The sequence below is a fragment of the Curtobacterium sp. RM9 genome, assembly GCF_054956955.1.
This window is the reverse complement of the sequence record NZ_CM143271.1, coordinates 1,694,412-1,716,835: the sequence shown is the minus strand read 5'-3', so window position 1 is coordinate 1,716,835 and position 22,424 is coordinate 1,694,412. Positions and strand designations below refer to the sequence as shown.

Annotated in this window: 21 protein-coding genes; 11 read left to right on the top strand and 10 right to left on the bottom strand. The window is 70.6% G+C overall.

Annotation, left to right across the window (positions count from 1 at the left end):
• Positions 1-73: 73 nt before the first annotated feature.
• Positions 74-907, top strand: a complete 834-nt coding sequence (locus ACY3FI_RS08165) for a helix-turn-helix transcriptional regulator (RefSeq protein ID WP_462550285.1) — start codon at positions 74-76, stop codon at positions 905-907.
• Positions 908-969: 62 nt separating this feature from the next.
• On the opposite strand, the gene dhaM is transcribed toward ACY3FI_RS08165, so the two are convergent.
• From dhaM to dhaK, 3 genes are read right to left on the bottom strand one after another with little or no spacing between them, the layout of a single operon-like run.
• Positions 970-1,701, bottom strand: a complete 732-nt coding sequence (gene dhaM, locus ACY3FI_RS08160) for a dihydroxyacetone kinase phosphoryl donor subunit DhaM (RefSeq protein WP_462550284.1) — start codon at positions 1,699-1,701, stop codon at positions 970-972.
• Positions 1,698-2,324 (bottom strand): dihydroxyacetone kinase subunit DhaL, encoded by a 627-nt coding sequence (gene dhaL, locus ACY3FI_RS08155; protein WP_462550283.1) that lies wholly within the window; start codon positions 2,322-2,324, stop codon positions 1,698-1,700. Before dhaL ends, dhaM begins: the two co-directional genes overlap by 4 nt.
• A gap of 31 nt (positions 2,325-2,355) precedes the next feature.
• Complete coding sequence (dhaK, locus tag ACY3FI_RS08150) at positions 2,356-3,357, bottom strand: dihydroxyacetone kinase subunit DhaK (RefSeq protein WP_462550282.1); 1,002 nt, start codon at positions 3,355-3,357, stop codon at positions 2,356-2,358.
• Between the two features lie 307 nt (positions 3,358-3,664).
• On the opposite strand from dhaK, the gene ACY3FI_RS08145 reads away from it, so the two are divergent.
• Positions 3,665-4,387: an MIP/aquaporin family protein gene (locus tag ACY3FI_RS08145; RefSeq protein ID WP_462550281.1), complete on the top strand. Its 723-nt coding sequence runs from the start codon at positions 3,665-3,667 to the stop codon at positions 4,385-4,387.
• 35 nt (positions 4,388-4,422) lie between these two features.
• Positions 4,423-5,934: a glycerol kinase GlpK gene (gene glpK / locus ACY3FI_RS08140; RefSeq protein WP_462550280.1), complete on the top strand. Its 1,512-nt coding sequence runs from the start codon at positions 4,423-4,425 to the stop codon at positions 5,932-5,934.
• A 123-nt stretch (positions 5,935-6,057) separates the two neighbouring features.
• On the opposite strand, the gene trpD is transcribed toward glpK, so the two are convergent.
• A complete protein-coding gene (gene trpD, locus ACY3FI_RS08135; RefSeq protein WP_462550279.1) occupies positions 6,058-7,113 on the bottom strand; it encodes an anthranilate phosphoribosyltransferase in 1,056 nt (351 codons plus the stop codon).
• Positions 7,114-7,183: 70 nt separating this feature from the next.
• Between trpD and ctaE the strand changes: the two genes are divergently transcribed.
• The 5 genes from ctaE (at position 7,184) to ACY3FI_RS08110 (ending at position 12,568) form a co-directional block, all read left to right on the top strand.
• Entirely contained in the window at positions 7,184-7,822 is a 639-nt protein-coding gene (ctaE, locus tag ACY3FI_RS08130) for an aa3-type cytochrome oxidase subunit III (protein ID WP_462550278.1), read from the top strand.
• A gap of 21 nt (positions 7,823-7,843) precedes the next feature.
• On the top strand, positions 7,844-8,656 hold the full coding sequence (gene qcrC, locus ACY3FI_RS08125) for a cytochrome bc1 complex diheme cytochrome c subunit (RefSeq protein ID WP_462550277.1): 813 nt from the start codon (positions 7,844-7,846) through the stop codon (positions 8,654-8,656).
• A gap of 33 nt (positions 8,657-8,689) precedes the next feature.
• The gene (gene qcrA / locus ACY3FI_RS08120; protein ID WP_462550276.1) at positions 8,690-9,757 is read left to right on the top strand and encodes a cytochrome bc1 complex Rieske iron-sulfur subunit; all 1,068 of its coding nucleotides are present in this window, start codon (positions 8,690-8,692) and stop codon (positions 9,755-9,757) included.
• The gene (gene qcrB / locus ACY3FI_RS08115) at positions 9,757-11,442 is read left to right on the top strand and encodes a cytochrome bc1 complex cytochrome b subunit (protein WP_462550275.1); all 1,686 of its coding nucleotides are present in this window, start codon (positions 9,757-9,759) and stop codon (positions 11,440-11,442) included. The genes qcrA and qcrB overlap by 1 nt, the downstream gene beginning before the upstream one ends.
• A gap of 166 nt (positions 11,443-11,608) precedes the next feature.
• The gene (locus ACY3FI_RS08110; protein WP_462550274.1) at positions 11,609-12,568 is read left to right on the top strand and encodes a phosphodiesterase; all 960 of its coding nucleotides are present in this window, start codon (positions 11,609-11,611) and stop codon (positions 12,566-12,568) included.
• Between the two features lie 303 nt (positions 12,569-12,871).
• Here ACY3FI_RS08110 and ACY3FI_RS08105 read toward each other — a convergent pair whose 3' ends face one another.
• From ACY3FI_RS08105 to ACY3FI_RS08090, 4 genes are all read right to left on the bottom strand, one after another.
• Positions 12,872-14,425 carry a stealth family protein gene (locus ACY3FI_RS08105; protein WP_462550273.1) on the bottom strand — a complete coding sequence of 518 codons (1,554 nt, stop codon included), beginning with the start codon at positions 14,423-14,425 and terminating at the stop codon, positions 12,872-12,874.
• Between the two features lie 141 nt (positions 14,426-14,566).
• Positions 14,567-15,022, bottom strand: a complete 456-nt coding sequence (locus tag ACY3FI_RS08100; protein WP_462550272.1) for a DUF6804 family protein — start codon at positions 15,020-15,022, stop codon at positions 14,567-14,569.
• Positions 15,022-15,606, bottom strand: a complete 585-nt coding sequence (locus ACY3FI_RS08095; protein ID WP_462550271.1) for a GDSL-type esterase/lipase family protein — start codon at positions 15,604-15,606, stop codon at positions 15,022-15,024. Before ACY3FI_RS08095 ends, ACY3FI_RS08100 begins: the two co-directional genes overlap by 1 nt.
• Positions 15,603-17,135 carry an SDR family oxidoreductase gene (locus ACY3FI_RS08090; RefSeq protein ID WP_462550270.1) on the bottom strand — a complete coding sequence of 511 codons (1,533 nt, stop codon included), beginning with the start codon at positions 17,133-17,135 and terminating at the stop codon, positions 15,603-15,605. The genes ACY3FI_RS08095 and ACY3FI_RS08090 overlap by 4 nt, the downstream gene beginning before the upstream one ends.
• A 42-nt stretch (positions 17,136-17,177) precedes the next feature.
• Here ACY3FI_RS08090 and deoC point away from each other — a divergent pair, with 42 nt between their 5' ends.
• The 3 genes from deoC (at position 17,178) to ACY3FI_RS08075 (ending at position 19,654) form a co-directional block, all read left to right on the top strand.
• Positions 17,178-17,909 carry a deoxyribose-phosphate aldolase gene (gene deoC, locus ACY3FI_RS08085; RefSeq protein WP_462550269.1) on the top strand — a complete coding sequence of 244 codons (732 nt, stop codon included), beginning with the start codon at positions 17,178-17,180 and terminating at the stop codon, positions 17,907-17,909.
• Positions 17,910-18,001: 92 nt separating this feature from the next.
• Entirely contained in the window at positions 18,002-18,955 is a 954-nt protein-coding gene (locus tag ACY3FI_RS08080; protein ID WP_462550268.1) for an ROK family protein, read from the top strand.
• 132 nt (positions 18,956-19,087) lie between these two features.
• The gene (locus ACY3FI_RS08075; RefSeq protein ID WP_462550267.1) at positions 19,088-19,654 is read left to right on the top strand and encodes a type IV toxin-antitoxin system AbiEi family antitoxin; all 567 of its coding nucleotides are present in this window, start codon (positions 19,088-19,090) and stop codon (positions 19,652-19,654) included.
• Here the strand turns inward: ACY3FI_RS08075 and ACY3FI_RS08070 are convergent.
• Both ACY3FI_RS08070 and ACY3FI_RS08065 read right to left on the bottom strand, forming a co-directional pair.
• A complete protein-coding gene (locus tag ACY3FI_RS08070) occupies positions 19,651-22,008 on the bottom strand; it encodes a RelA/SpoT family protein (RefSeq protein WP_462550266.1) in 2,358 nt (785 codons plus the stop codon). The two genes, ACY3FI_RS08075 and ACY3FI_RS08070, sit on opposite strands and share 4 nt — an antisense overlap.
• Before the next feature lie 54 nt (positions 22,009-22,062).
• Positions 22,063-22,422: a rhodanese-like domain-containing protein gene (locus ACY3FI_RS08065; protein ID WP_462550265.1), complete on the bottom strand. Its 360-nt coding sequence runs from the start codon at positions 22,420-22,422 to the stop codon at positions 22,063-22,065.
• Between the last annotated feature and the right edge of the window lie 2 nt (positions 22,423-22,424).

The following is a 22,424-nucleotide window of genomic DNA, read 5'->3' as shown; positions in this document are numbered from 1 at the left end:
ACTCCCAGGCACCCGACGACGGTGGGACCGGCAGTACCAGGAACGCCGCCGCGTCCGGGGTGATGATGGGGGCATGAGCGAGTTCGCGGAGGTGCTGCGCGCCTGGCGGGACCGGGTCCGCCCGGCGGAGGTCGGGTTGCCGGCCGGACCGGGTCGGCGGACCGCCGGACTCCGGCGCGAGGAACTGGCGGCGCTCGCCGGGGTGAGTGTCGACTACGTCGTCCGGTTGGAGCAGGGCCGCGCCACGAACCCGTCCCCGCAGATGCTCGGCGCCCTCGCCACGGCCCTCCGGCTGACGGAGGCCGAGCGCGACCACCTGTACCGGGTCGGCGGCGCGGCGGTGCCGTCGCGCGGGATCGTGCCGCGGCACGTGCCACCGGGTGTCCAGCGCATGGTCGACCGGTTGGGGGACGTGCCCCTCGCGGTGTTCACGGCCGCGCACGACATCGTGCTGTGGAACGACCTCTGGGCCGCGGTGTCGGGCGACCCCGGGCGGTGGACCGGCATCGAGGGCAACCTCGTGTGGCGCCACTTCACCCAGGGGCACGACGGCGTCGAGTGGGACGACACCCACCAGGAGGACTTCTCGAGCGACCTGGTGGCCGACCTGCGTTCCGCCGTGGGCCGCTACCCGGCCGACCGACGGCTGGCTGACCTGGTCGCCCGGCTCCGCCGCGAGTCGCCGGAGTTCGAGCGCCGCTGGCACGGCGGCAGGATCGCCGAGCACCGGACGAGTCGGAAGGTCGTGCACAGCCCGGTCGGGCCGATCGAGATCGACTGCGACGTGCTGAGCGTCCCCGGCAGCGACCTGCGCATCGTCGTCTACACCGCGGTGCCGGGCAGCGAGGACGCGGCGAAGCTCGACCTGCTCCGGGTCACCGGCGTGCAGGAGTTCGCCGCGCCCTGATCCGACCGGTCCGACGGGTCCGACCCGGCCGCCCGCCGGATCGGTCCGTCGTCACACCCGGGTCACTCCCCGAAGCCGGACCGCACGAGGTCGGCGAGCGTGTCGACTGCGCCCTGTGCGTCCGGGCCGGTCGCCTCGATCGTCACGTGCGCGCCCTTCGGCAGCGCGAGCGCCATGATCGCGAGCAGGCTCTTCGCGTCGACCCCGTTCACCCGGACCGAGGCCTCGTGCTTCGCGGCCGCCTTCACGAACTCGGCCGCCGGACGGGCGTGCAGCCCGCTCTCGTTGACGAGCTCGACGGTCGTCGAGACGGCCCCGTCGTTGACCGGGCCGGTCTGCGCGTCCGGCACCGCGCCTCCGGTCGGGTCGTCGGCCGGACGGGAGGCGCTGCTCGCGTCGTCCGCGTCGGCTGCGGACCCCGCGGCGCTGGCCGCGGCGGCCAGCACCGCGTCCACGTCGCCGCCGGTCTGCGCTGCGACGGCCGCCGCGACCGCACCCTCGACGAGCGGTGCCTGCGAGACGTGCACGCGCGCCCTGACGTCGTCGTCGTGGAAGTCGAGCGCCGTGCCGGTCGTCAGGTAGGCCGAGCCGAGGTCGCAGAGCACGACGACGGCGTCCGCCGACGAGAGCTCCTCGATCCCCGCGGTGATCGCCTCGAACGACGTGCCGATGCCGCCGTCGTCCGTTCCACCGGCGGCCACCATCGGTACGTCGGCCGCCATCTGCCGGGCGAGCTCGACCGTGCCGCTGGCGATCGCCGCACTGTGCGAGACGACCAGGACCCCGACGCTCACGCGGCGTCCACCGCGGCGCGCAGGACGTAGGCCGAGGACTGCGCCCCCGGATCGCGGTGTCCGACGGCGCGGTCACCGAGGTAGCTGGCGCGGCCCTTCCGTGCGACGAGCGGGTCGGTCGAGGCGGCACCCTCGGCGGCGGCGTCGGCCGCAGCGGCGAGGACCTGCTCGGGTGCGTCTCCGGCCTCGGCCGCTGCCCGAGCGGCGTCCACCGCGGGCGACCACGCGTCGACCATGGTCTTGTCGCCGACCTCGGCCTTGCCGCGTGACACGATGCCGTCCCGCGCGGCGGCCAACACGGCGACCAGGGTCTGCGCGTCCAGCTCGGCGGCGTCGCCGGCCGCCTGCGCGGCCTTCAGGTACGCGGTGCCGAAGAGCGGACCGGCCGCACCGCCCACCGTCGAGATGAGCTTCGTCGCGACGACCTTGAGGACCGCGCCCGGGGTCTCGAAGGACCCGCCGTCGACGGCCTCGAGCACCGCCCGGAAGCCGCGGTCGAGGTTCTCGCCGTGGTCGCCGTCGCCGATCTCGCGGTCGAGCGTGACGAGCTCCGCCCGGTGGTCGTCGATCGTCGCGGCGGTGCGACGGACCCAGTCGATTGCCCATGCGGTGTCGAGCGCCAATGGATGTCCCTTCCTCGGTGTGTGCGGTGGGTCAGCGGCCCCAGCGCAGGGCCGGGGTCTCCACCGGAGCGTCCCAGAGCGCGGTGAGGTCGTCGTCGAGCACCGTGACGGTGAGCGAGAACCCCTGCATCTCGAGGGACGTGACGTAGTCCCCCACGAGGCTACGCGCGACCTCGTGGCCGCGGTCGGTGAGCACCTCGGCGGCGCGTCGGTAGACGATGTAGAGCTCGGAGAGCGGCGTGCCGCCCATGCCGTTCACGAGCAGCAGCAGCTTCGACCCCGCAGGAGCGTCGAGGTCGGTGAGGACGGGTTCGAGGACGCGGTCGACGAGTTCGTCGGCCGAGGCCATCGCGATGCGCTCACGGCCGGGCTCGCCGTGGATGCCGATGCCGAGCTCGACCTCGTCGTCGGCCAGCGTGAACGAGGGCTCTCCCGCGTGCGGCACCGTGCCCGAGGACAGCGCCAGGCCCATCGATCGGGTGACCTCGTTGACGTGCCGGGCGACCGCGGCCACCGTGTCGAGGTCGTCGCCGCGCTGAGCGGCCGCGCCGGCGCACTTCTCGACGACGACCGTGCCGGCCACACCGCGTCGGCCCGCCGTGTAGAGGGAGTCCTGCACGGCGACGTCGTCGTCGACCACCACGGCCTCGACGCGCACGTCGTCCATCGCCGCGAGCTCGGCGGCCGTCTCGAAGTTGAGGACGTCGCCGGTGTAGTTCTTCACGATGTGGAGCACGCCCGCTCCCCCGTCGACGGCCTTGGTGGCGGCGACGATCGGGTCCGGGGTCGGGCTGGTGAACACCGGGCCGGGGACGGCGGCGTCGAGCATCCCGTACCCGACGAACCCGGCGTGCAGGGGCTCGTGGCCGCTGCCGCCGCCGCTGACGATGCCGACCTTGCCCGGCACCGGGGCGTCCGCGCGGTGCAGGTGGATCGGGTCCTCGACCAGGACGACGTGGTCGGCGTGTGCGCGGGCGAAGCCACGGACGGTCTCGGTGACCACGGCCTGCGGGTCGTTGATGAGCTTCTTCATGCGGAGCCTCCACTGTCGTGTCGGACCGGCCGCACCCTGCACACCGTGCGTCGTCGACCGGAGTGCCGCCAATCTACAACGGCCGCCCGTTCCCCCGCGGTGCACGTTCGTGCATCCATCCGCGGCGCCCGCGTCGGGTCGGGGACCCCGCGGGGACACCGCACCTGCACGTTCGTGCACTTTCCCGCCGTTCGCTCACCATCCACTCGCACCGGCTCGATGCGCGTCAGTATGCTCGGGCCAATCACTCGACGGGGAGTGCCGGATCAGCACGCCGGACCCCCTCTCACAGCACAGGAGGTCTCCGATGGAAGACATCGGCGTCAAGTTCCTCTCCGAGCTCGTCGGCACGGCGATGCTCATCATCCTCGGTGGTGGCGTCGTCGCCGCCGTCTCCCTCACGAAGTCCAAGGGCTTCGGCGCCGGCTTCCTCATGGTCACGATCGGCTGGGGCTTCGCGGTCTTCGCCGGTGTCACCGTGTCGTACAAGTCCGGCGGTCAGCTCAACCCCGCCGTGAGCCTCGCGCAGGCCATCCTCGGCAACATCACCGTCGGTGCGATGCTGCTGTTCTGGCTCGCGCAGCTCATCGGAGCGATCATCGGCGCCGTGATCGTCTGGCTGGCGTACAAGCAGCACTTCGACGAGGAACCCGACGCCGCCGCCAAGCTCGGTGTCTTCTCCACCGGCCCGGCCATCCGCTCCTACGGCTGGAACCTCGTCACCGAGATCATCGGCACGTTCGTCCTCGTGTTCGTCGTCATCGCGTTCACGAACGGCAAGACCCCGGCCGAGCTCGGCGCGATCCCCGTCGCCTTCCTCGTGATCGCGATCGGTGTCTCCCTCGGTGGCCCGACCGGCTACGCCATCAACCCGGCCCGTGACCTCGGTCCGCGCATCGCGCACGCCCTCCTGCCGATCAAGGGCAAGGGCACGAGCGACTGGTCGTACGCATGGGTGCCGGTCGTCGGCCCGCTCGTCGGTGGCGCACTCGCCGCGGGCCTGTCGTACGCACTCCTCCCCCTCGTCTGATCCCCCACACCGAACGAACCCGCAAAGGAGCACCAATGGCCGACTACATCGTCGCCATCGACCAGGGCACGACCTCCACCCGAGCGATCGTCTTCGACCACTCCGGCTCGATCATCTCCGTCGGACAGAAGGAGCACGAGCAGATCTTCCCGCGCGCCGGATGGGTCGAGCACGACCCGGCGGAGATCTGGGACAACACCCGTGAGGTCATCGGCCAGGCACTGTCCCGCGCCGACATCACCCGCCACGACGTCGCGGCGGTCGGCATCACGAACCAGCGCGAGACCGCGGTGGTCTGGGACAAGAACACCGGCAAGGCCGTCTACAACGCCATCGTTTGGCAGGACACCCGCACCCAGTCGATCGTCGACAAGCTGGCCGACGGCGACACCGACCGCTACAAGGCGATCGTGGGCCTCCCCCTCGCCACGTACTTCGCCGGCACCAAGATCGCCTGGATCCTCGAGAACGTCGAGGGTGCACGCGAGAAGGCCGAGGCGGGCGACCTGCTCTTCGGCACCACCGACACCTGGGTCCTCTGGAACCTGACCGGCGGCACCGACGGCGGCGTGCACAAGACCGACGTCACGAACGCCTCGCGCACGCTGTTCATGGACCTCGAGACGCTGCAGTGGCGCGACGACATCCTCGCGGACTTCGGCGTTCCGAAGGCGATGCTCCCCGAGATCGTCAGCTCCTCGGAGGTCTACGGCCACGTCGAGTCGTCGAGCCTCCTCCGCGAGGTCCCGATCGCCGGCATCCTGGGCGACCAGCAGGCCGCGACGTTCGGTCAGGCGGCGTTCGACCAGGGCGAGTCGAAGAACACCTACGGCACCGGCAACTTCCTCATCTTCAACACGGGCACGGAGATCGTCCGGTCGGAGAACGGCCTGCTCACCACCGTCGGCTACAAGCTCGGCGACCAGGAGACGCACTACGCCCTCGAGGGATCGATCGCCGTCACGGGTTCGCTCATCCAGTGGCTCCGCGACAACCTCGGCATCATCGGCAGCGCGCCCGAGGTCGAGGCGCTCGCGAAGACCGTCGAGGACAACGGCGGCGTGTACTTCGTGCCGGCGTTCTCGGGGCTCTTCGCGCCGTACTGGCGTCCGGACGCCCGCGGTGCGCTCGTCGGCCTGACCCGCTACGTCAACAAGGGCCACATCGCCCGTGCCGCCCTCGAGGCGACGGCGCTGCAGACCCGCGAGGTCCTCGACGCCGTGAACGCGGACTCCGGCGTGGACCTGACGGAGCTCAAGGTCGACGGCGGCATGACCGCCAACGACGCGCTCATGCAGTTCCAGGCGGACATCCTCAACGTGCCGGTCGTCCGACCGGTCGTCGCGGAGACCACCGCCCTCGGTGCCGCCTACGCCGCCGGCCTGGCCGTCGGGTTCTGGGCGAACCTCGACGAGCTCCGTGCCAACTGGCAGGAGGACCGGCGCTGGGAGCCGCAGCTCGACGACGCCGAGCGGGACCGCCAGATCCGCCTCTGGAAGAAGGCCGTCACGAAGACCTTCGACTGGGTCGACGAGGACGTGCGCTGACGCGCGTGTGAGGTGTCCGCCTGGAGGCGCGGTGCGGGTCCGACGGACCGGCACCGCGCCTCCTGTGCGTGCGTCCGACGACCGTGGTGCCGCCGTCCGGGTCGACTGCGGTGCGGAGCGCGGTCAGTCGGCGGGGGTCGCGCCCACCCAGTCGGCCAGTTTGCGCGCTGCGGCGCCGGAGTCGATCGCATCCGCTGCGACGACGAGCTGCTCGCGGAAGCGCTGCAGGATCGGTCGGTCCGCCTGTTCCGGGTCCTCGGCGAGCCGGAACGACACCAGCCCGGCTGCGGCGTTCAGCAGCACGATGTCCCGGACCGGTCCGGTGTCCCCCGCGAGCACCCGGTGCACGACGGCGGCGTTGTGCTCGGGGTCGCCGCCGAGCAGGTCCTCGGTCCGGGCACGGGCGATCCCGAGGTCGCGCGGGTCGAGGTCGTGCTCGATGACGCGGCCACCCGTGACCTCCCAGATGTGCGAGTGCCCCGTCGTGGTGAGTTCGTCGAGGCCGTCGTCGCCGCGGAACACCAGCGCCGTCGCCCCGCGGGTCTGGAACACGCCCGTGATGATCGGTACCAGCTCGAGCTGCGCGACGCCGACCGCGTTCGCCTCGCACCGGGCGGGGTTCACGAGCGGACCGAGGAAGTTGAACACCGTCGGCACGCCGATCTCGCGGCGGACCGGCGCCGCGTGGGCGAACCCGGGGTGGAAGGCGCTCGCGAACGCGAACGTCAGCCCGACACGCCGGAAGGTCTCCGCGACACGCGCGGCGTCCATCGTGAGGTCGAGGCCGAGAGCGGCGAGCACGTCGCTCGATCCGGACTTCGACGAGCTGGCGCGGTTGCCGTGCTTGACGACCGGCACGCCGGCCGCCGCGATGACGATCGCCGCCATCGTCGAGACGTTCACGGTGCCGACCACGTCCCCGCCGGTGCCCACGATGTCGAGTGCCATCGGGTCGACGTCGAGCGGGACGGCGGCGTCGAGGATCGCGTCCCGGAAGCCCACCACCTCGTCGACGGTCTCGCCCTTCGCCCGCAGAGCCACGGCGAACGCCGCGATCTGGGAGGCCGTGGCGCGCCCCTGCACGATCTCCTCCATGGCCCATGAGGACTGGCTGATCGAGAGGTCCTCGCGCGCCATGAGCGCGCTGATCACCGAAGGCCAGGAGGGTGTGAGCGACATGGCTCGATCGTAGTGAATTCGGAAGACCCGCCAGTCGCCTGCGAAAACACTGTCAGTGGTTTCGGCCATAATGGAGGACGTGACTAGCACCCCTCTCTCCAGATCCGCCAGCGGTCCGGTCCTGAACAGGCCGAACGCCGTTGCCGTGGGGACGATCGTGTGGCTGGGCAGCGAGGTCATGTTCTTCGCCGGCCTGTTCGCGATCTACTTCACGCTGCGCAGCACCTCGCCCGAGCTCTGGGCGACCGAGACGTCGAAGCTCGAGGTGCCGTTCGCCACGGTGAACACGATCATCCTGGTGCTGTCCAGCTTCGCCTGCCAGTTCGCGGTCTTCGCCGCCGAGCGCTTCCAGGTGCACCGCACGAGCTGGAACCCGACCAAGTGGGGCATGACGGAGTGGTTCTTCGTCACGTACTGCATGGGCGCGATCTTCGTCTGCGGGCAGATCTTCGAGTACGCCAACCTCTGGCACGAGGGCATCACGCTCTCCTCCAGCGCCTACGGCTCCGCCTTCTACATGACGACCGGCTTCCACGGTCTGCACGTCACCGGCGGCCTCATCGCCTTCCTCCTGACGCTGGGCCGCGGCTTCGCCGCCAAGAACTTCGGTCACAAGGAAGCGACCACCGCGATCGTCGTGTCGTACTACTGGCACTTCGTCGACGTCGTCTGGATCGGCCTCTTCGCCGTCATCTACCTTCTCAAGTAGGAACTGGATAGCCCCCACCGCATGTTCAACAGAAGCAAGTCCAAGAAGGGCCGCCGTTCCCCGATGGCGACCGTGTCGCTCATCGTCGTCGGTCTCATGACCACCGGCGGTGCGTACGCGCTGTTCAGCTCCACGGCGAACGCCGACGACAGCACCACCAGCACCGTGGCCGCGTCGAGCCAGTCCCAGGTGAACGAGGGCCAGAAGCTCTTCGCCTCGAACTGCGCCACGTGCCACGGTCTGTCCGCGCAGGGCACCAGCGAGGGCCCGTCCCTCATCGGTGTGGGTGCGGCGTCGGTCGACTTCCAGGTGGGTACCGGCCGCATGCCGATGGCCGCCCAGGGCCCGCAGGCCGAGGAGAAGCCGGCGCAGTTCACGGACGAGCAGGTCGACGCGCTCGCGCAGTACGTCGCGTCGCTCGGCCCAGGCCCGTCGGTGCCGTCCTCCGAGCTCACCAACGGCCAGAAGGGCGACGCGGCAGAGGGCGCCGAGCTCTTCCGCATCAACTGCGCCATGTGCCACAACGTGGCGGGTGCCGGCGGCGCACTGACCGAGGGCAAGTACGCGCCGAACCTGCAGACGGTCTCCGGCAAGCACATCTACGAGGCCATGCTCACCGGCCCGCAGAACATGCCGGTGTTCAACGACCTGAACCTCACCCCGGAGCAGAAGGCCGACATCATCACGTACCTCAAGTACGTGCAGGACAACAAGTCCCCCGGCGGCTTCGCCCTCGGCTCCCTCGGCCCGGTGGCAGAGGGTCTGTTCATCTGGATCTTCGGGCTCGGCGCGGTCGTCGCGATGACCGTCTGGCTCACCGCGAAGTCCAACTGATCGTCCGTGTCGAACGACACTGAAGGGAACACCATGGCAGAGCACGGCGACGAGACACTGAGCTCGTCCTCGGCTGTCGAGAAGCACGGCACGACCAGCACGGCGACCGGTACCGCGGTCGTCCCCGCGGACCCGTTCGAGAACCCGGGCGAGCCGCCGCACCGCGCGCGTCGCACGGACGTCGACCCGAAGAAGCAGCGCCTGGCCGAGCGTCAGGTCGCCACGTTCTTCTACCTGTCCATCGTCGGCAGCGTCCTCGCGATCGCCGCCTACGTGGCCTTCCCGATCGACCCCGAGGACTTCGGGACCGTCCGGACCGGCAACCTCTGGCTCGGTCTGGCGATCGCCCTGGCCCTGCTCGCGCTCGGTCTCGGTGCCGTCTACTGGTCGAAGTCCCTCGTGGTCGACCGCGAGATCTCCGAGCTCCGCCACAGCACCCGCGGCACGGACGCCACCCGCGAGAAGGCGGTCGAGGCCTTCCGGCTCGCCGACAAGGAGTCCGGGTTCAGCCGTCGCAAGCTGATCCGCAACTCGATGATCGGCGCCCTGGCGGCCTTCCCGCTGCCCGGCATCGTGCTGGTCCGCGACCTCGCCCCTGCCGAGGACCCGAACGAGCTGCTCCGCCACACGTTCTGGAAGTCGGGCATGCGCCTGACCAAGGACCCGACCGGTCTCCCGATCAAGGCGTCCGACGTCACGATCGGCTCGGTCTTCCACGTCATCCCCGACGGGATGCTCGACTCGGAGCACATGCTCGAGGAGAAGGCCAAGGCCTCCGTCCTGCTCATGCGCCTCGACCCCAAGGACCTGAACCCCGCCAAGGGCCGTGAGAACTGGGGCTACGACGGCATCGTCGCGTACTCCAAGATCTGCACCCACGTCGGTTGCCCGGTCGCGCTCTACGAGCAGCAGACGCACCACCTGCTGTGCCCGTGCCACCAGTCCACGTTCGACGTGTCGAACAACTGTGACGTCATCTTCGGACCGGCCGCACGTCCCCTCCCCCAACTTCCGATCGAGATCGACGACGACGGCTACCTGGTCGCCAAGAGCGACTTCCACGAGCCGGTCGGGCCGTCCTTCTGGGAGCGTGAACGCTGATGAGCAGCACAACCACCACCCGCCCCGAGTCGGCCGCCAAGGCCGCGCCGGAGCGTGGATCCCGCATCATCGGCGGGGTCGCCAACTACATCGACGAGCGCACGAGCATCTCGGGCCTGGTGAAGGAGGTCGGGCGCAAGATCTTCCCCGACCACTGGAGCTTCATGCTCGGCGAGGTCGCCCTGTACAGCTTCGTCGTCGTGCTGCTCTCCGGCACGTTCCTGACGTTCTTCTTCCAGGCGTCGATGACCGAGGTCGTCTACAACGGCTCGTACGTCCCGCTCAAGGGCGTCGAGATGTCCACCGCGCTCCAGTCGACGCTGAACATCTCGTTCGACATCCGCGGCGGTCTCTTCGTCCGGCAGATCCACCACTGGGCAGCCCTGCTGTTCGTGGCCTCGATCATGCTGCACATGGCCCGCGTGTTCTTCACCGGTGCGTTCCGCAAGCCGCGTGAGCTCAACTGGGTCTTCGGCTTCATCCTCTGGGTCCTCGCCATGGGTGAGGGCTTCACGGGCTACTCGCTCCCCGACGACCTGCTCTCCGGCAACGGTCTCCGCATCATCGTCGGCATGATCGAGGGCGTCCCGGTGATCGGCGTCTGGATCGCCTACCTGCTGTTCGGCGGCGAGTTCCCGGGCACCGACATCGTCGGCCGCCTGTACACGTTGCACATCCTGCTGCTGCCGGCGATCCTCGTGGCGGTCCTCGGTGTCCACCTCGTGCTCGTCGTCATCAACAAGCACACGCAGTTCGCCGGTCCGGGCAAGACGAACGAGAACGTCGTCGGTGTCCCGATCCTCCCGGCGTTCGCCGCGAAGGCCGGTGGGTTCTTCTTCATCGTCGCGGGCATCCTCGCCCTCATCGCGTCGCTGTTCACGATCAACCCGATCTGGAACTACGGCCCGTACGACCCGTCCCCGGTGTCCGCCGGTACCCAGCCTGACTGGTACATCGGCTTCGCCGACGGTGCGCTCCGTCTGGTGCCGCCGCACTGGGAGGTCGTGTGGTTCGGCTACACCGTGTCGTTCAACATCCTCGCCCCCATCGCGGTCCTGGTCGGGCTGATCCTCGCGATCTTCCTCTACCCGTTCCTCGAGGGCTGGGTGACCGGCGACAAGCGTGAGCACCACCTCGCCGACCGTCCGCGCAACGCCCCGACCCGCACCGGCATCGGTGCCGCCGGCATCGTGCTCTACCTGAGCCTGATGTTCGCGGCCTCGTCGGACCTCATCGCCACGCACTTCATGGTGTCGATCGAGCACGTGATCCACGTCATCCAGGCCACGACGGTCCTCGGCCCGTTCGTCGCCTTCTGGATCACGAAGCGCGTCTGCCTCGCGCTGCAGAAGAAGGACCGCGAGATCGTCCTGCACGGCTACGAGTCGGGCCGTATCGTCCGACTCCCCCACGGCGAGTACATCGAGGTGCACGAGCAGCTCGACGAGTACGAGCGCTGGAAGCTCCTGCAGTTCAACGAGTACAAGCCGCTCATGATCCGCCCGAACGCCCAGGGCAAGATCACGCAGGTGCAGAAGCTCCGTGCGAACGTCTCGCGCTTCTTCTTCGAGGACCGCATCGCGCCGGTCACGAAGGCCGAGCTCGAGGCCGCGCACGCCGCGCACCACGGCCCGGAACTGACGGGCAGCCACTCGGCTCCCCAGGTCGGCCCCGGCGACCACTGATCCACGGCTGGACCGGAGACCCCCATCGCGCACCGCGCGATGGGGGTCTTCCGTTTGCCCGACACTCCGTGGCCGTTCACCGCGGGTTCAGAACGGCGTGCTGGACTCGTGCAGGACGGTGTGGCACTGTGTTGCACCTCGCACCCGCCAACGGAATGAGAAACCGATGGACAGCCGGACGGCCGAACACCCCAGGCCGAACCACTTCCTCCTCCACCTCAGCGACACCCACCTCGTGGCGGGTGACGGCGACCTCTACGGCGACGTCGACTCCGCAGCACGTCTCAGCGAGATCATCGCGGACATCGAGGCGTCGGGTACCCGGCCGGAGGCGATCGTCGTCACCGGCGACGTGGCCGACAAGGGCGAGGCCGGGGCGTACGCCCGGATCCGCCAGATCGTCGAGCCGGCGGCCGAGCGCATCGGCGCCCAGGTGATCTGGGCGATGGGCAACCACGACGAGCGTGGCGCGTTCCGCCAGGAGCTCTTCGGCTTGCAACCGACGGATCGCCCCGTGGACTTCGTCTACGACGTGAACGGGCTCCGGGTCATCACGCTCGACACGAGCGTGCCCGGTGCCCACCACGGCGAGGTCTCCCCCGAGCAGCTCGACTGGCTCGCCGAGGTCCTCTCCGAGGCCGCGCCGCACGGCACGATCCTCGCCATGCACCACCCGCCGGTGCCGAGCGTGCAGGACCTCGCCGTGCTCGTGGAGCTCCGCGACCAGGACGCCCTCGCCGAGGTCGTCGAGGGCAGCGACGTGATCGCGATCATCGCCGGACACCTGCACTACTCGACGAGCGCCGTGTTCGCCGGCATCCCCGTCTCGGTGGCCAGCGCCACGTGCTACACGCAGGACCTCACCGAGTTCCAGGGCGGAACGCGTGGGCGGGACGGGGCCCAGTCGTACAACCTGGTGCACGTGTACGGCAACAACGTCGTGCACTCGGTCGTGCCGATCGGCCACTACGCCACGGTCGGACAGCCGGTCTCTGCGGACGAGACCGAGGCGCGCCTGGCCGCCGCGGGCGTGACGATCCCGGCAGCCGTGGAACCGGCCCCGGTGACCGCGAGCATCCCGGTGTTCACGCTCGACGCGGTGCCCACCTCCCCCGTCCGACGCTGACCCGCCCCCTCCGACGTCGGCCCGTGCTCGGGCCCGGGCCCGGGCACCACGTCGCCGACCGGGCAGGACCTGCCGCGCGCACATCGCCGAGCGGGCAGAAGTCGTCGCCGAAGAACGTCGAGCGTGCCCGATCTGGCACACGCGGCGCCCGGCTGGTTGCGGACGGCCGCAGGAGCCCACCCGCCCGAGCCGGCGCACCGCGCGTGCAGGACACGCCGCGAGCGTCTCGCCGCGCGGGCAGAAGTCGTCGGGCGGGAGCGCCGAGTGTGCCAGATCTGGCACACTCGGCGCGCCGGGCCAGCCCTACTCGGCTGTGCGCTCCCACGGGGCCGGGAACGGGAAGTACTTCTCGAGGAAGTCCGTCACCCGCTGCGTCCGCTCTTCGTCCGACACCTCGGGGAAGCTGCCGTCGTTCAGGCAGAAGAAGTCGACGTTCCGCTTCTTGAGCAGCTCCTCGAGCGCCCGGAGCCCGGACTGCATCGTCGTGTCGATGTACCGCACCGGAGCGTTCTCCTGCACGATCGCCCGACCGGTGAGCAGCGCGTAGTAGTGGTAGAGCGAGTTCGTCACCGAGATGTTGTCCGCCGCACGGAACCGCGACGCGGCCGTGGCCCGGAACTCATCGGCGAACTCGTGCTCCATCTCGGTCATGATCGACGCGCGCAGCGGCGTCGGCGCGTGCTCGAGGTGGCGCGTGGTGACCGCGCCGAACCGCTGCTGCAGGAGCCGTCGGTTCACCCGTGCGGAGTTCTCGAACCCGCTGCGTGCCGGGTTGTTCGACCCGAGCCCGATCCGGGTCGTCGCGAGGATGAACTTCGTGACCGACCCCGGGCTGAAGAACACCGACGGGTCGACCATGCGGCCGAAGAACATGTCGTCGTTCGAGTAGATGAAGTGCTCGCTGATGCCCGGGATGTGGTGGAGCTGCGACTCGACGGCCTGCGAGTTGTGCGTCGGCAGGACGGACGGGTCGGCGAAGAACTCCTCGCTGCGGACGATGCGGACCTTCGGGTGGTCGGCGAGCCAGGCGGGTGCGGGCGAGTCCGTCGCGATGTAGATCTGGCGGATCCACGGGGCGAACGTGTGGACCGAGCGGAGCGCGTACTTCAGCTCGTCGATCTGCCGGAACCGGGCCGGGGCGTCGTCGCCTTCCCCCAGGACGGCGCCCGCCTGCGCGGCCTGACGCGCGCGCTGGTACTCGACCGCGTTGCCGTCCACCCACGAGAAGACGATGTCGATCGGGAAGCGGATGTCGGACACGTGGTCGTCGAACATGTGCTCGACGGTGCGCCAGGTGCGGCCGTAGCGTTCGATGTCGACGACGACGAACTCGTCGATCGGCAGGCTGCGCCGCATGAGCGCGTTCTCCTTCGGCGCCAGGACCTCGGTGTCCGTGACACGCCAGAACTCGAGCTGCACGCTGGTCTCGGCACCGTAGCGGAGGCGTCCGAGGGGCTCGACGCGGGGCCGGAAGACACGCAGGACGTTCTCGTCGGCGTGGCCGAAGCCGTCGTCGATCACGAGCACCGCGGGCTGCCCGGGCGGCTTGGCGTAGAACGGCTCGTTCGCGGCGGCGGCCATCACGGCGCTCTCGGCACGCTGGCGGTCGCGCTCGTCGACCGCGATCACCGGACGCTGGTCGTTGCCGCGGATGAGCAGGTGGTCGACGTCACCGGCGGTGAGGGCGTCGTCGAGGAACAGGAGGTCCTCGATCATGGACTGCTGCGGCGTCAGGTGCCCGTTGACGAGCGTCAGGCGCCCCTTCCGCACGACGACGTCGGGCCGCTCGAGACCGCCGGACGACGGTCGAGGGGTCAGCAGCGGACTCTCGGTCACCGGCTCGGTCTCGTTGCTCATCCAGGCCCTTCGGGTGCGATCGACGGACCCTGCGTCCGCCTCGACGATCCTACCGTCCACGCGGACGCCCGGTCAGCAGCCGTCCGTCCACCGGTCAGGCAGCACCGCGCGGACGCTGCGGTCCGCGCGTGGTCGCCTCGGTCACGGCCGGGAGGCGCGCCCCGCGTCCGCCTCGCGCGGCACCTTCACCGCGATGCCGACCGCCACGAAGAGCGCGGCGGCCAGGAGCTGCAGGGCCGCCCAGACCTGGCCCGGGATCGGTACGACGACGACCGGGTTCCAGCACACCGCGACGGCCGCGACGAGCAGCGCTGCCCACCAGGTCCGGCCGCGCACCGCGAACACGAGCACAATGAGCGCGAGCACGGTCACGCCCCACCGTGCGAAGACGAACGCGGACGAGTCCACGATGGCGACGCACGAGATCAACACGACGGCCGCGAGCAACGACGGCGCGAGTGCCGGCCGTGTGAAACCCGGGGTCGTGCGACCGCCCACGGCCGTCGCCGACCCGGACCGGTCAGCGGGACGCGCCGACGGGGCCTGCACCCCGCGCAGCGACGACCCCGCCGGGGGCCGGCCCTTGCGCGACGCCATCAGGCACCGGCCTCCTCGAGGTCGATGGCCTGGATCGGGCGGGACATCGGCGGGAGGTCCCGGACCCGCTCGAGTGCCGGCAGCAGTTCGGCCACGTAGGCGCGGTAGCCCTCGTCGGTGAGGTGCAGTCCGTCGTCGGTGAACCGCTGGTCGAGGTGGTCGCCGTCGGCCAGTGCCGGCCACGCGTCGAGGTACTGCGCGTGGCACGTGGCGACGAACTGCCGGAGGTGCCGGTTCGCCTCCTCGATCTTCGCGGCCCACTCGGCCTGACGCGGGAGGATCGACACCAGCAGGAGTCGGACGCCCGGCAGCTCGCGCCGGAGCCGGACGAGGATCGACTCGACGCCGCGGACGACGTGTTCCACGCTGGAGCGGTGGTTGCCGAAGTCGTTCGTGCCGATGAGCAGGACGATCACCTCGGGCTGCTCGGCGATCACCCGGTCGAGGCGCTCGAGCACCCCGTCGGTGGTGTCGCCGTTGATGCCCTGGTTCAGCGTGCGCTCCCCGGGCAGCCAGTCACCCCAGGAGCCCTGCGCCGTGATGCTGTCGCCCAGGAACAGGACGGTCGTGCTTCCCTCGGTCATGCTGCCTCCTCGTGTGCCGGTTCGGTGTGCCCATTCTGCTGGGTCCAGTTCCGTCCCGTCGACTCGGTGTGCTGCGATTCGCGCTCCGCCGCCGCCGTGATGCGCTCGACCATGCCGGGGAAGATGACGCCGTGGAACGGCAGGATGCCGTACCAGTACAGGCGTCCGGGCAGCCCCTGTGGGAAGTAGATCGCCCGCTGGTGGTAGTCGCTGCCGCCTTCCGGGTTCGGCGTCACGGTCATCTCGAGCCACGCTCGGCCCGGGGACTTGAACTCCGCACGCAGCCGCAGGTAGTGCCCGCGGTCGAGTTGTTCGACGCGCCACCAGTCGAGCGCGTCGCCCTGCTCGAGGCGGTGGGGGTCGCGGCGGCCCCGACTCAGCCCGACGCCGCCGGCGACCTTGTCCATCCAGCCGCGGGCGACCCACGCGAGCGGGAACGAGTACCACCCGTTCTCGCCGCCGATGCCCTCGACGACGCGCCAGACGTCCTCGGCCGAGGCGGACGTGTGCCGCTTGCGGTCGTCCACGTAGACGGTGTGTCCGGCCCAGTCCGGGTCGCTCGGCAGCGGATCGGCCGGGGTGGACGACAGGGTGGCGCTCCGCCAGCTCGTCTCGACCTCGCCCTCCCGCATCCGGGACAGCGCCAGACGGACCGCCCGGCGGTACGGGGTCAGACCGCCCTCGGGCCGCGGGACGACCTCGTCGATGTCGTGCTCACGCTGCACGCACTCGAACTGCAGCGACTCGATGATCGGCGTCGCGAGCTTCTTCGGGATCGGCGTGACGAGGTTGAACCAGTGCGCCGACAGGCCGGGCGTGAGCACGGGCAGGACCGTGAAGCGACGCTGCGGGAGCTTCGCCTCGACCGCGTAGCCGTTGAGCATCTGCCCGTACTTCAGGACGTCCGGCCCGCCGATGTCGAACGTGCGGTTGACGTCGGCGGGGATGTCGAGTGCCTTGACGAGGTAGTACAGGACGTCGCGCACGGCGATCGGCTGGATCCGGTTGCGCACCCAGCGCGGCGCGGGCATCCAGGGCAGCACGTCCGTGACGTGGCGGATCATCTCGAACGAGGTGCTGCCGGAGCCGATGACGACACCGGCCTGGTACGCGATGGTCGGGACGCCGGAACGGAGCAGGACGTCCCCGACCTCCTTGCGGCTGCGGAGGTGCTTCGAGAGCTCGCCGTCCGGGTGCAGCCCACCGAGGTAGACGAACCGGCGGACGCCGGCGTCGCGGCCCTCGCGGGCCATCGTCTCGACGGCGTCGCGTTCGGCGCGCTCGAAGTCGCCGTCCGCGCCCATCGCGTGCGCGAGGTAGTAGACGGCCTCGACGTCCTGCACCGCGGCGCGGACGGCCTCGGCGTCCTGCAGGTCGCCCGCGGCGATCTCGACGTCGTCATGCCAGGGGACGTCCTGCAGCTTCCGAGGGGTGCGGACGAAGACCCGGACGGTGTGTCCGGCTTCGAGGAGACGAGGGACGAGGCGGCCGCCGATGTACCCGGTGGCGCCGGTGACGAGCACGTGCATGCGGGGCACGGTACGCCGCCCGGCTCCGGGTAGGCTTGCCGAGTGGACAATGCAGCGTTCCCCGTCACCGTCGATGCCGTCCGTGGTCTCATCGACCACGCGATCCTGAAGCCCGAGCTGACCCGCTCCGACGTCGACGCGCAGCTCGACGAAGCGGCCGCGTACCGCGTGTTCAGCGTGTGCGTCCGACCGAGTGACGTGCAGCACGCCGTCGAGCGTCTGCAGGGCACCGGGGTCGGCGTCGGCACCGTGATCGGCTTCCCGCACGGCACCACCTCGACCGCGGCCAAGGTGGCCGAGTCGCTGCAGGCCCTCGCCGACGGCGCCTTCGAGCTCGACATGGTGCAGAACATCGGCGCGGCGAAGTCCGGCGACTGGGAGCGTGTCGAGCAGGACGTCCGCGCCGTCGTCGACGCTGCCGGCGCCACCGTGGTGAAGGTCATCCTCGAGACCGCCTTCCTGACCGACGACGAGATCGTCGCCGCCTCGCGTGCCGCGCAGACCGCCGGCGCAGCGTTCGTGAAGACGTCGACGGGCTTCGCCGGCGGCGGAGCGACCGCCTCGCACATCCGACTCATGCGCGAGACGGTCGGCGCCGACACCGGCGTGAAGGCCTCCGGTGGCGTCCGCGGTCTCGACACCCTGCTCGAGATGGTCGAGGCCGGTGCGGACCGGATCGGCACGAGCGCCTCGGCGCGCATCCTCGACGAGGTCGCCCACCGCGTGGAGACCGGCGCCGCCTCCGCCCTCGGCGACGACACCTCGTCCTACTGACCCGATCCACCAGCACCGGGCCGGTGCCCGCCGGACGCGACCTGCGCGCCGGGACCCGCACCGCGCCTCCAGACCGCCGCATCGGAGCGAGCATGTCGACCACCGCACGCCAGTCCACCCCGCTCGCCCTCGCCGTCGACCTCGGCGGCACGAAGGTCGAGGCCGCGCTCGTCACCGACGAGGGTGTCGTCCTGGCCCCGTCACGCCACCGCAGCCCGACCGGGCCGCAGCGCACCTCGGAGGAGCTGCAGGCTGCCGTCGACGAGGTCGTCACCGCCGCCCTCGCCGCACTGCCGGGGGGTGCGACGCTCGTCGGTGTCGGGATCGGCTCGGCCGGCCCGGTGGACGAGGAGCACGGGCTCGTCTCGCCGCTGAACATGCCGGTCTGGCGCGGCTACCCGCTGCGTGACCGGGTGGCCGCGCACGTGCCGGAGGGCATCCCGGTGACGCTGCGCATGGACGGGCTGGCCATCACGCTCGCCGAACACTGGATCGGCGCGGCACAGGGCTCAGACCACGTCATGGGCATGATCGTCTCGACGGGCGTCGGCGGCGGCCTCATCCTGCACGGTCGCACCGTCAGCGGCCCCACCGGGAACGCCGGGCACATCGGGCACGTCGAGTGCGGCGGGTTCGACGACCCGTGCGCGTGCGGCGGCACCGGCTGCCTCGAGGCCGTCGCGAGCGGCCCGAAGACCGTCGCCTGGGCGCAGCGCCAGGGCTTCGCCGGTACGACCGGCGAGGAGCTCTCCGCCGCGTACGCCGCCGGCGACGAGATCGCCGTCGCAGCAGTCCAGCGGAGCGGCCGTGCGCTCGGCCAGGCGATCGCCGCCGCCACGAGCCTCGTCGACCTCGAGGTCGTCGCGATCGGCGGGGGCTTCTCGCACGTCACGCCCGACCTGTTCGAGTACGCCCGCCAGGCCGTCGCGGAGCGCGTCGAGTTCGGCTTCGTCACGAAGGTCCGGATCGTGCCGACCGGGCTCTCGCAGGACGGCCCGCTCATCGGGGCGGCAGCGCTCGTGCACCGGGCGCACGTCCTCCGCTGAGCGGACTCCCAACGGACGGGAGGCGCGGTGCCGGCTGGTGCCGCGCCTGGCGTCCGACGTCCGGTCACCGCCACGGCGCCGCCCTCTCCACAGGGGTACCCGCCGGACCGGCGCGTGGTGCAGGATGACCAGGTGCATCCGCGACTCGTGACGAGCGACGACTGGCCGGAGGCGGAACTCCGCGCCGCGGTGCTCGCCGGGGAGCTCGTCGCTGTCGGACCGTGCTGGGCCTCCCCCGCTGAGCCGCAGACGCCGTCGCTCCGTGCGGAGGCCATCGCGTGGGTGCTCGGCGAGCGGCAGCTCGTGGCGTGCGCGCTGACGGCCGCGTGGATCTGGGGTGCGGTGTCGCGACCACCGGAGCCCCTCGAGGTCTGTTTCCCGCCCCACGTGCGGGGGCGCGTGGACCCGACGTTCCGGCTGCGCGAGGCGCGGCTCGCCGAGCACGAGGTCGAGCGGCTGGCCGCGTTGCCCGTGACGACGCCGCTGCGCACGACCGTCGATCTGCTGCGGACGGTCGAGTTCGCGTCGCCGGAGCGCCTCGCCGTGACCGGGCTGCTCGCCGTCGGCGGGGTGTGCGCCGACGAGGTCCACCGTCACCTGGCGACCCTCGGGGTCGTCCCGATGGTGCGTCAGGCGGAGCGACGGCTCAGGGCCGTCGAGGACAACGCCCGGGTCGCCCCCGGCGTCGCGGAGCGCTAGCCCGCGCTGACGCGGTAGACGTCGTAGACCGCGTCGATGCGCCGGACGGCGTTGAGCACCCGGTCGAGGTGCGTGGTGTCACCCATCTCGAACACGAAGCGGCTGAGCGCCAGGCGGTCCGACGAGGTCGACACCGTGGCGGACAGGATGTTCACGTGGTGGTCGGTGAGGACGCGCGTGACGTCGCTGAGCAGCCCGGAACGGTCGAGCGCCTCGATCTGGATCTGCACGAGGAAGACCGACTTGGACGACGGCGCCCACTCGACCTCGATCATCCGGTCCGGCTCGTTCATGAGCGACTTCACGTTCGTGCACGACGCCTGGTGCACCGACACGCCCTGACCACGGGTGATGAAGCCGACGATCTGGTCGCCCGGCACCGGCGTGCAGCACTTCGCGAGCTTCACCAGGATGTCCGGCGCGCCGCGGACCAGCACCCCGCTGTCGCTGTTGCGCAGCTGCCGGCTCGTGACCTGACGCGGGAACGCCAGTTCGGGCTCGTCGGTCTCGGTCTCCGCCTGCACGTTGCCGAGGACCTTCTCGATCACCGACTGCGTGGAGACGTGCCCCTCGCCGATCGCCGCGTAGAGCGCCGACACGTCGTCGTAGCGCATCGACGAGGCGACCTCGGAGATGGAGTCCTGGCTCATGATCCGCTGGAGCGGCAGGTTCTGCTTCCGCATCGCCCGGGCGATCGCGTCACGGCCCTGCTCGATGGCCTCTTCGCGGCGCTCCTTCGTGAACCACTGCTTGATCTTGTTGCGGGCCCGCGGGCTCCGCACGAAGGTCAGCCAGTCTTGGCTCGGGCCGGAGTCGGGGTTCTTCGACGTGAAGATCTCGACGACGTCACCGCTGGAGAGCTGGCTCTCGAGCGGGACGAGCCGCCCGTTCACCTTCGCGCCCATCGTGCGGTGGCCGATCTCGGTGTGCACGGCGTACGCGAAGTCCACCGGGGTCGCACCGGCCGGCAGGCCGATCACCTTGCCCTGGGGCGTGAAGACGTAGGTCTCCTTGGCGCCGATCTCGTAGCGTAGGGAGTCGAGGAACTCCCCCGGGTCGCTGGTCTCCGCCTGCCAGTCGGTGATGTGGGCGAGCCACGCCATGTCCTGGTCGTCGGTCGTCGACGCCGTGTCGACGTCCCGCCCGGCGGCGCGCTGCTTGTACTTCCAGTGGGCCGCGACACCGAACTCGGCACGCTGGTGCATCTCGTGCGTGCGGATCTGGATCTCGACCGCGCGACCCTGCGGTCCGAGGACCGTGGTGTGCAGCGACTGGTACAGGTTGAACTTCGGTGTGGCGATGTAGTCCTTGAAGCGACCGGGCAGCGGCGTCCACCGCGCGTGCACCGAGCCGAGCATGGCGTAGCAGTCGCGGACGGTGGGCACGAGGACCCGGATGCCGACGAGGTCGTAGATCTCGTCGAACTCACGCCCGCGGACGATCATCTTCTGGTAGATCGAGTAGTACTGCTTCGGCCGGCCCATCACCTCGCCGCGCACCTTGGCGGCCTTCAGGTCCTTCTTGAGCGTGCCGATGACGTTCTGCACGAACTGCTCGCGCTTCGGCTGTCGCTCCTTCACGAGGCTGTCGATCTCGACGTAGAGCTTCGGGTGCAGCACCGCGAACGACAGGTCCTCGAGCTCCAGCTTGATCATCTGGATGCCGAGCCGGTGCGCGAGCGGCGCGTAGATCTCGAGGGTCTCCTTCGCCTTCCGCGTGGCGGAGGCCGACTCCACGAAGCCCCACGTGCGCGCGTTGTGCAGCCGGTCGGCGAGCTTGATGACGAGGACCCGGATGTCCTTCGACATCGCGATGACCATCTTGCGGACGGTCTCGGCCTGGGCGCTGTCGCCGTACTTGACCTTGTCGAGCTTCGTGACGCCGTCGACGAGCATCGCGATCTCGTCGCCGAAGTCCTGCCGCAGCTGGTCGAGCTGGTAGTCGGTGTCCTCGACGGTGTCGTGCAGGAGCGCGGCGGCGATCGTGATCGTGCCGATGCCGAGGTCGGCCAGGATCTGCGCGACCGCGACCGGGTGCGTGATGTACGGCTCGCCGGACTTGCGCTTCTGGCCGTCGTGCGCCCGCTCGGCGACCGAGTACGCGCGCTCGATGAGCGTGACGTCGGCCTTCGGGTGGTGCGAGCGGACCGTGCGGATGAGCGTGTCGACCGCGCCGGCCGGCTGGGCTCGCGAGAACAGCCGGGGCAGCAGGGAGCGGAGCGAGCCGATGTTGCCCGTGGTGTTCGGTCCGAGCGGACTCGTCGGTCGCGGCGCGGACCCGGGTCGCCCTGCGGCCTGGCCGGGCGCACTCGGCGCGGTGGCGTCCTGCGGCGTGGATGCACGCGTGTCCGTCATGAAGCGCCTCCCGACTCGGTCCGAGCTCGTTCCGACAAGACTACGCGCGTCCGGTCAGTGCTCGTGACGCGGTTCGCCCTGGGCGTCCGGGGCGTCCTGGCTGCCCCGGACCACGGGCCCGCCGGCCTGCTCCCACGCGGTCATGCCGCCCACGAGGTTGACCGCCGGGACGCCCGACTGCTCGAGCGCGGCCACGACCCGGGCCGAGCGACCGCCCGAGTGGCAGACGACGATCGCGGGCTGGTCGCCCCCGTCGATCTCCTGCCACCGGGCGACGAGCTCGGACATCGGGACGAGCGTGGCCTGGGGCGCATGGACCTCGTCCCACTCCCCCTGCTCGCGCACGTCGAACAGCTTGGCCCCGGCCGCGATGCGTCGCTGCGCCTCGGCGACGTCGATGTCCTCGATCGCCATGC

Bases quoted from the DNA above. Each gene is read 5' to 3' on its own strand.
- ACY3FI_RS08165 (WP_462550285.1), top strand. From the start codon at position 74: ATGAGCGAGTTCGCGGAGGTGCTGCGCGCCTGGCGGGACCGGGTCCGC.
- dhaK (WP_462550282.1), bottom strand. From the start codon at position 3,357: ATGAAGAAGCTCATCAACGACCCGCAGGCCGTGGTCACCGAGACCGTC.
- ACY3FI_RS08145 (WP_462550281.1), top strand. From the start codon at position 3,665: ATGGAAGACATCGGCGTCAAGTTCCTCTCCGAGCTCGTCGGCACGGCG.
- glpK (WP_462550280.1), top strand. From the start codon at position 4,423: ATGGCCGACTACATCGTCGCCATCGACCAGGGCACGACCTCCACCCGA.
- trpD (WP_462550279.1), bottom strand. From the start codon at position 7,113: ATGTCGCTCACACCCTCCTGGCCTTCGGTGATCAGCGCGCTCATGGCG.
- ctaE (WP_462550278.1), top strand. From the start codon at position 7,184: ATGGAGGACGTGACTAGCACCCCTCTCTCCAGATCCGCCAGCGGTCCG.
- qcrC (WP_462550277.1), top strand. From the start codon at position 7,844: ATGTTCAACAGAAGCAAGTCCAAGAAGGGCCGCCGTTCCCCGATGGCG.
- qcrA (WP_462550276.1), top strand. From the start codon at position 8,690: ATGGCAGAGCACGGCGACGAGACACTGAGCTCGTCCTCGGCTGTCGAG.
- qcrB (WP_462550275.1), top strand. From the start codon at position 9,757: ATGAGCAGCACAACCACCACCCGCCCCGAGTCGGCCGCCAAGGCCGCG.
- ACY3FI_RS08110 (WP_462550274.1), top strand. From the start codon at position 11,609: ATGGACAGCCGGACGGCCGAACACCCCAGGCCGAACCACTTCCTCCTC.
- ACY3FI_RS08105 (WP_462550273.1), bottom strand. From the start codon at position 14,425: ATGAGCAACGAGACCGAGCCGGTGACCGAGAGTCCGCTGCTGACCCCT.
- ACY3FI_RS08100 (WP_462550272.1), bottom strand. From the start codon at position 15,022: ATGGCGTCGCGCAAGGGCCGGCCCCCGGCGGGGTCGTCGCTGCGCGGG.
- ACY3FI_RS08095 (WP_462550271.1), bottom strand. From the start codon at position 15,606: ATGACCGAGGGAAGCACGACCGTCCTGTTCCTGGGCGACAGCATCACG.
- ACY3FI_RS08090 (WP_462550270.1), bottom strand. From the start codon at position 17,135: ATGCACGTGCTCGTCACCGGCGCCACCGGGTACATCGGCGGCCGCCTC.
- ACY3FI_RS08080 (WP_462550268.1), top strand. From the start codon at position 18,002: ATGTCGACCACCGCACGCCAGTCCACCCCGCTCGCCCTCGCCGTCGAC.
- ACY3FI_RS08070 (WP_462550266.1), bottom strand. From the start codon at position 22,008: ATGACGGACACGCGTGCATCCACGCCGCAGGACGCCACCGCGCCGAGT.
- ACY3FI_RS08065 (WP_462550265.1), bottom strand. From the start codon at position 22,422: ATGGCGATCGAGGACATCGACGTCGCCGAGGCGCAGCGACGCATCGCG.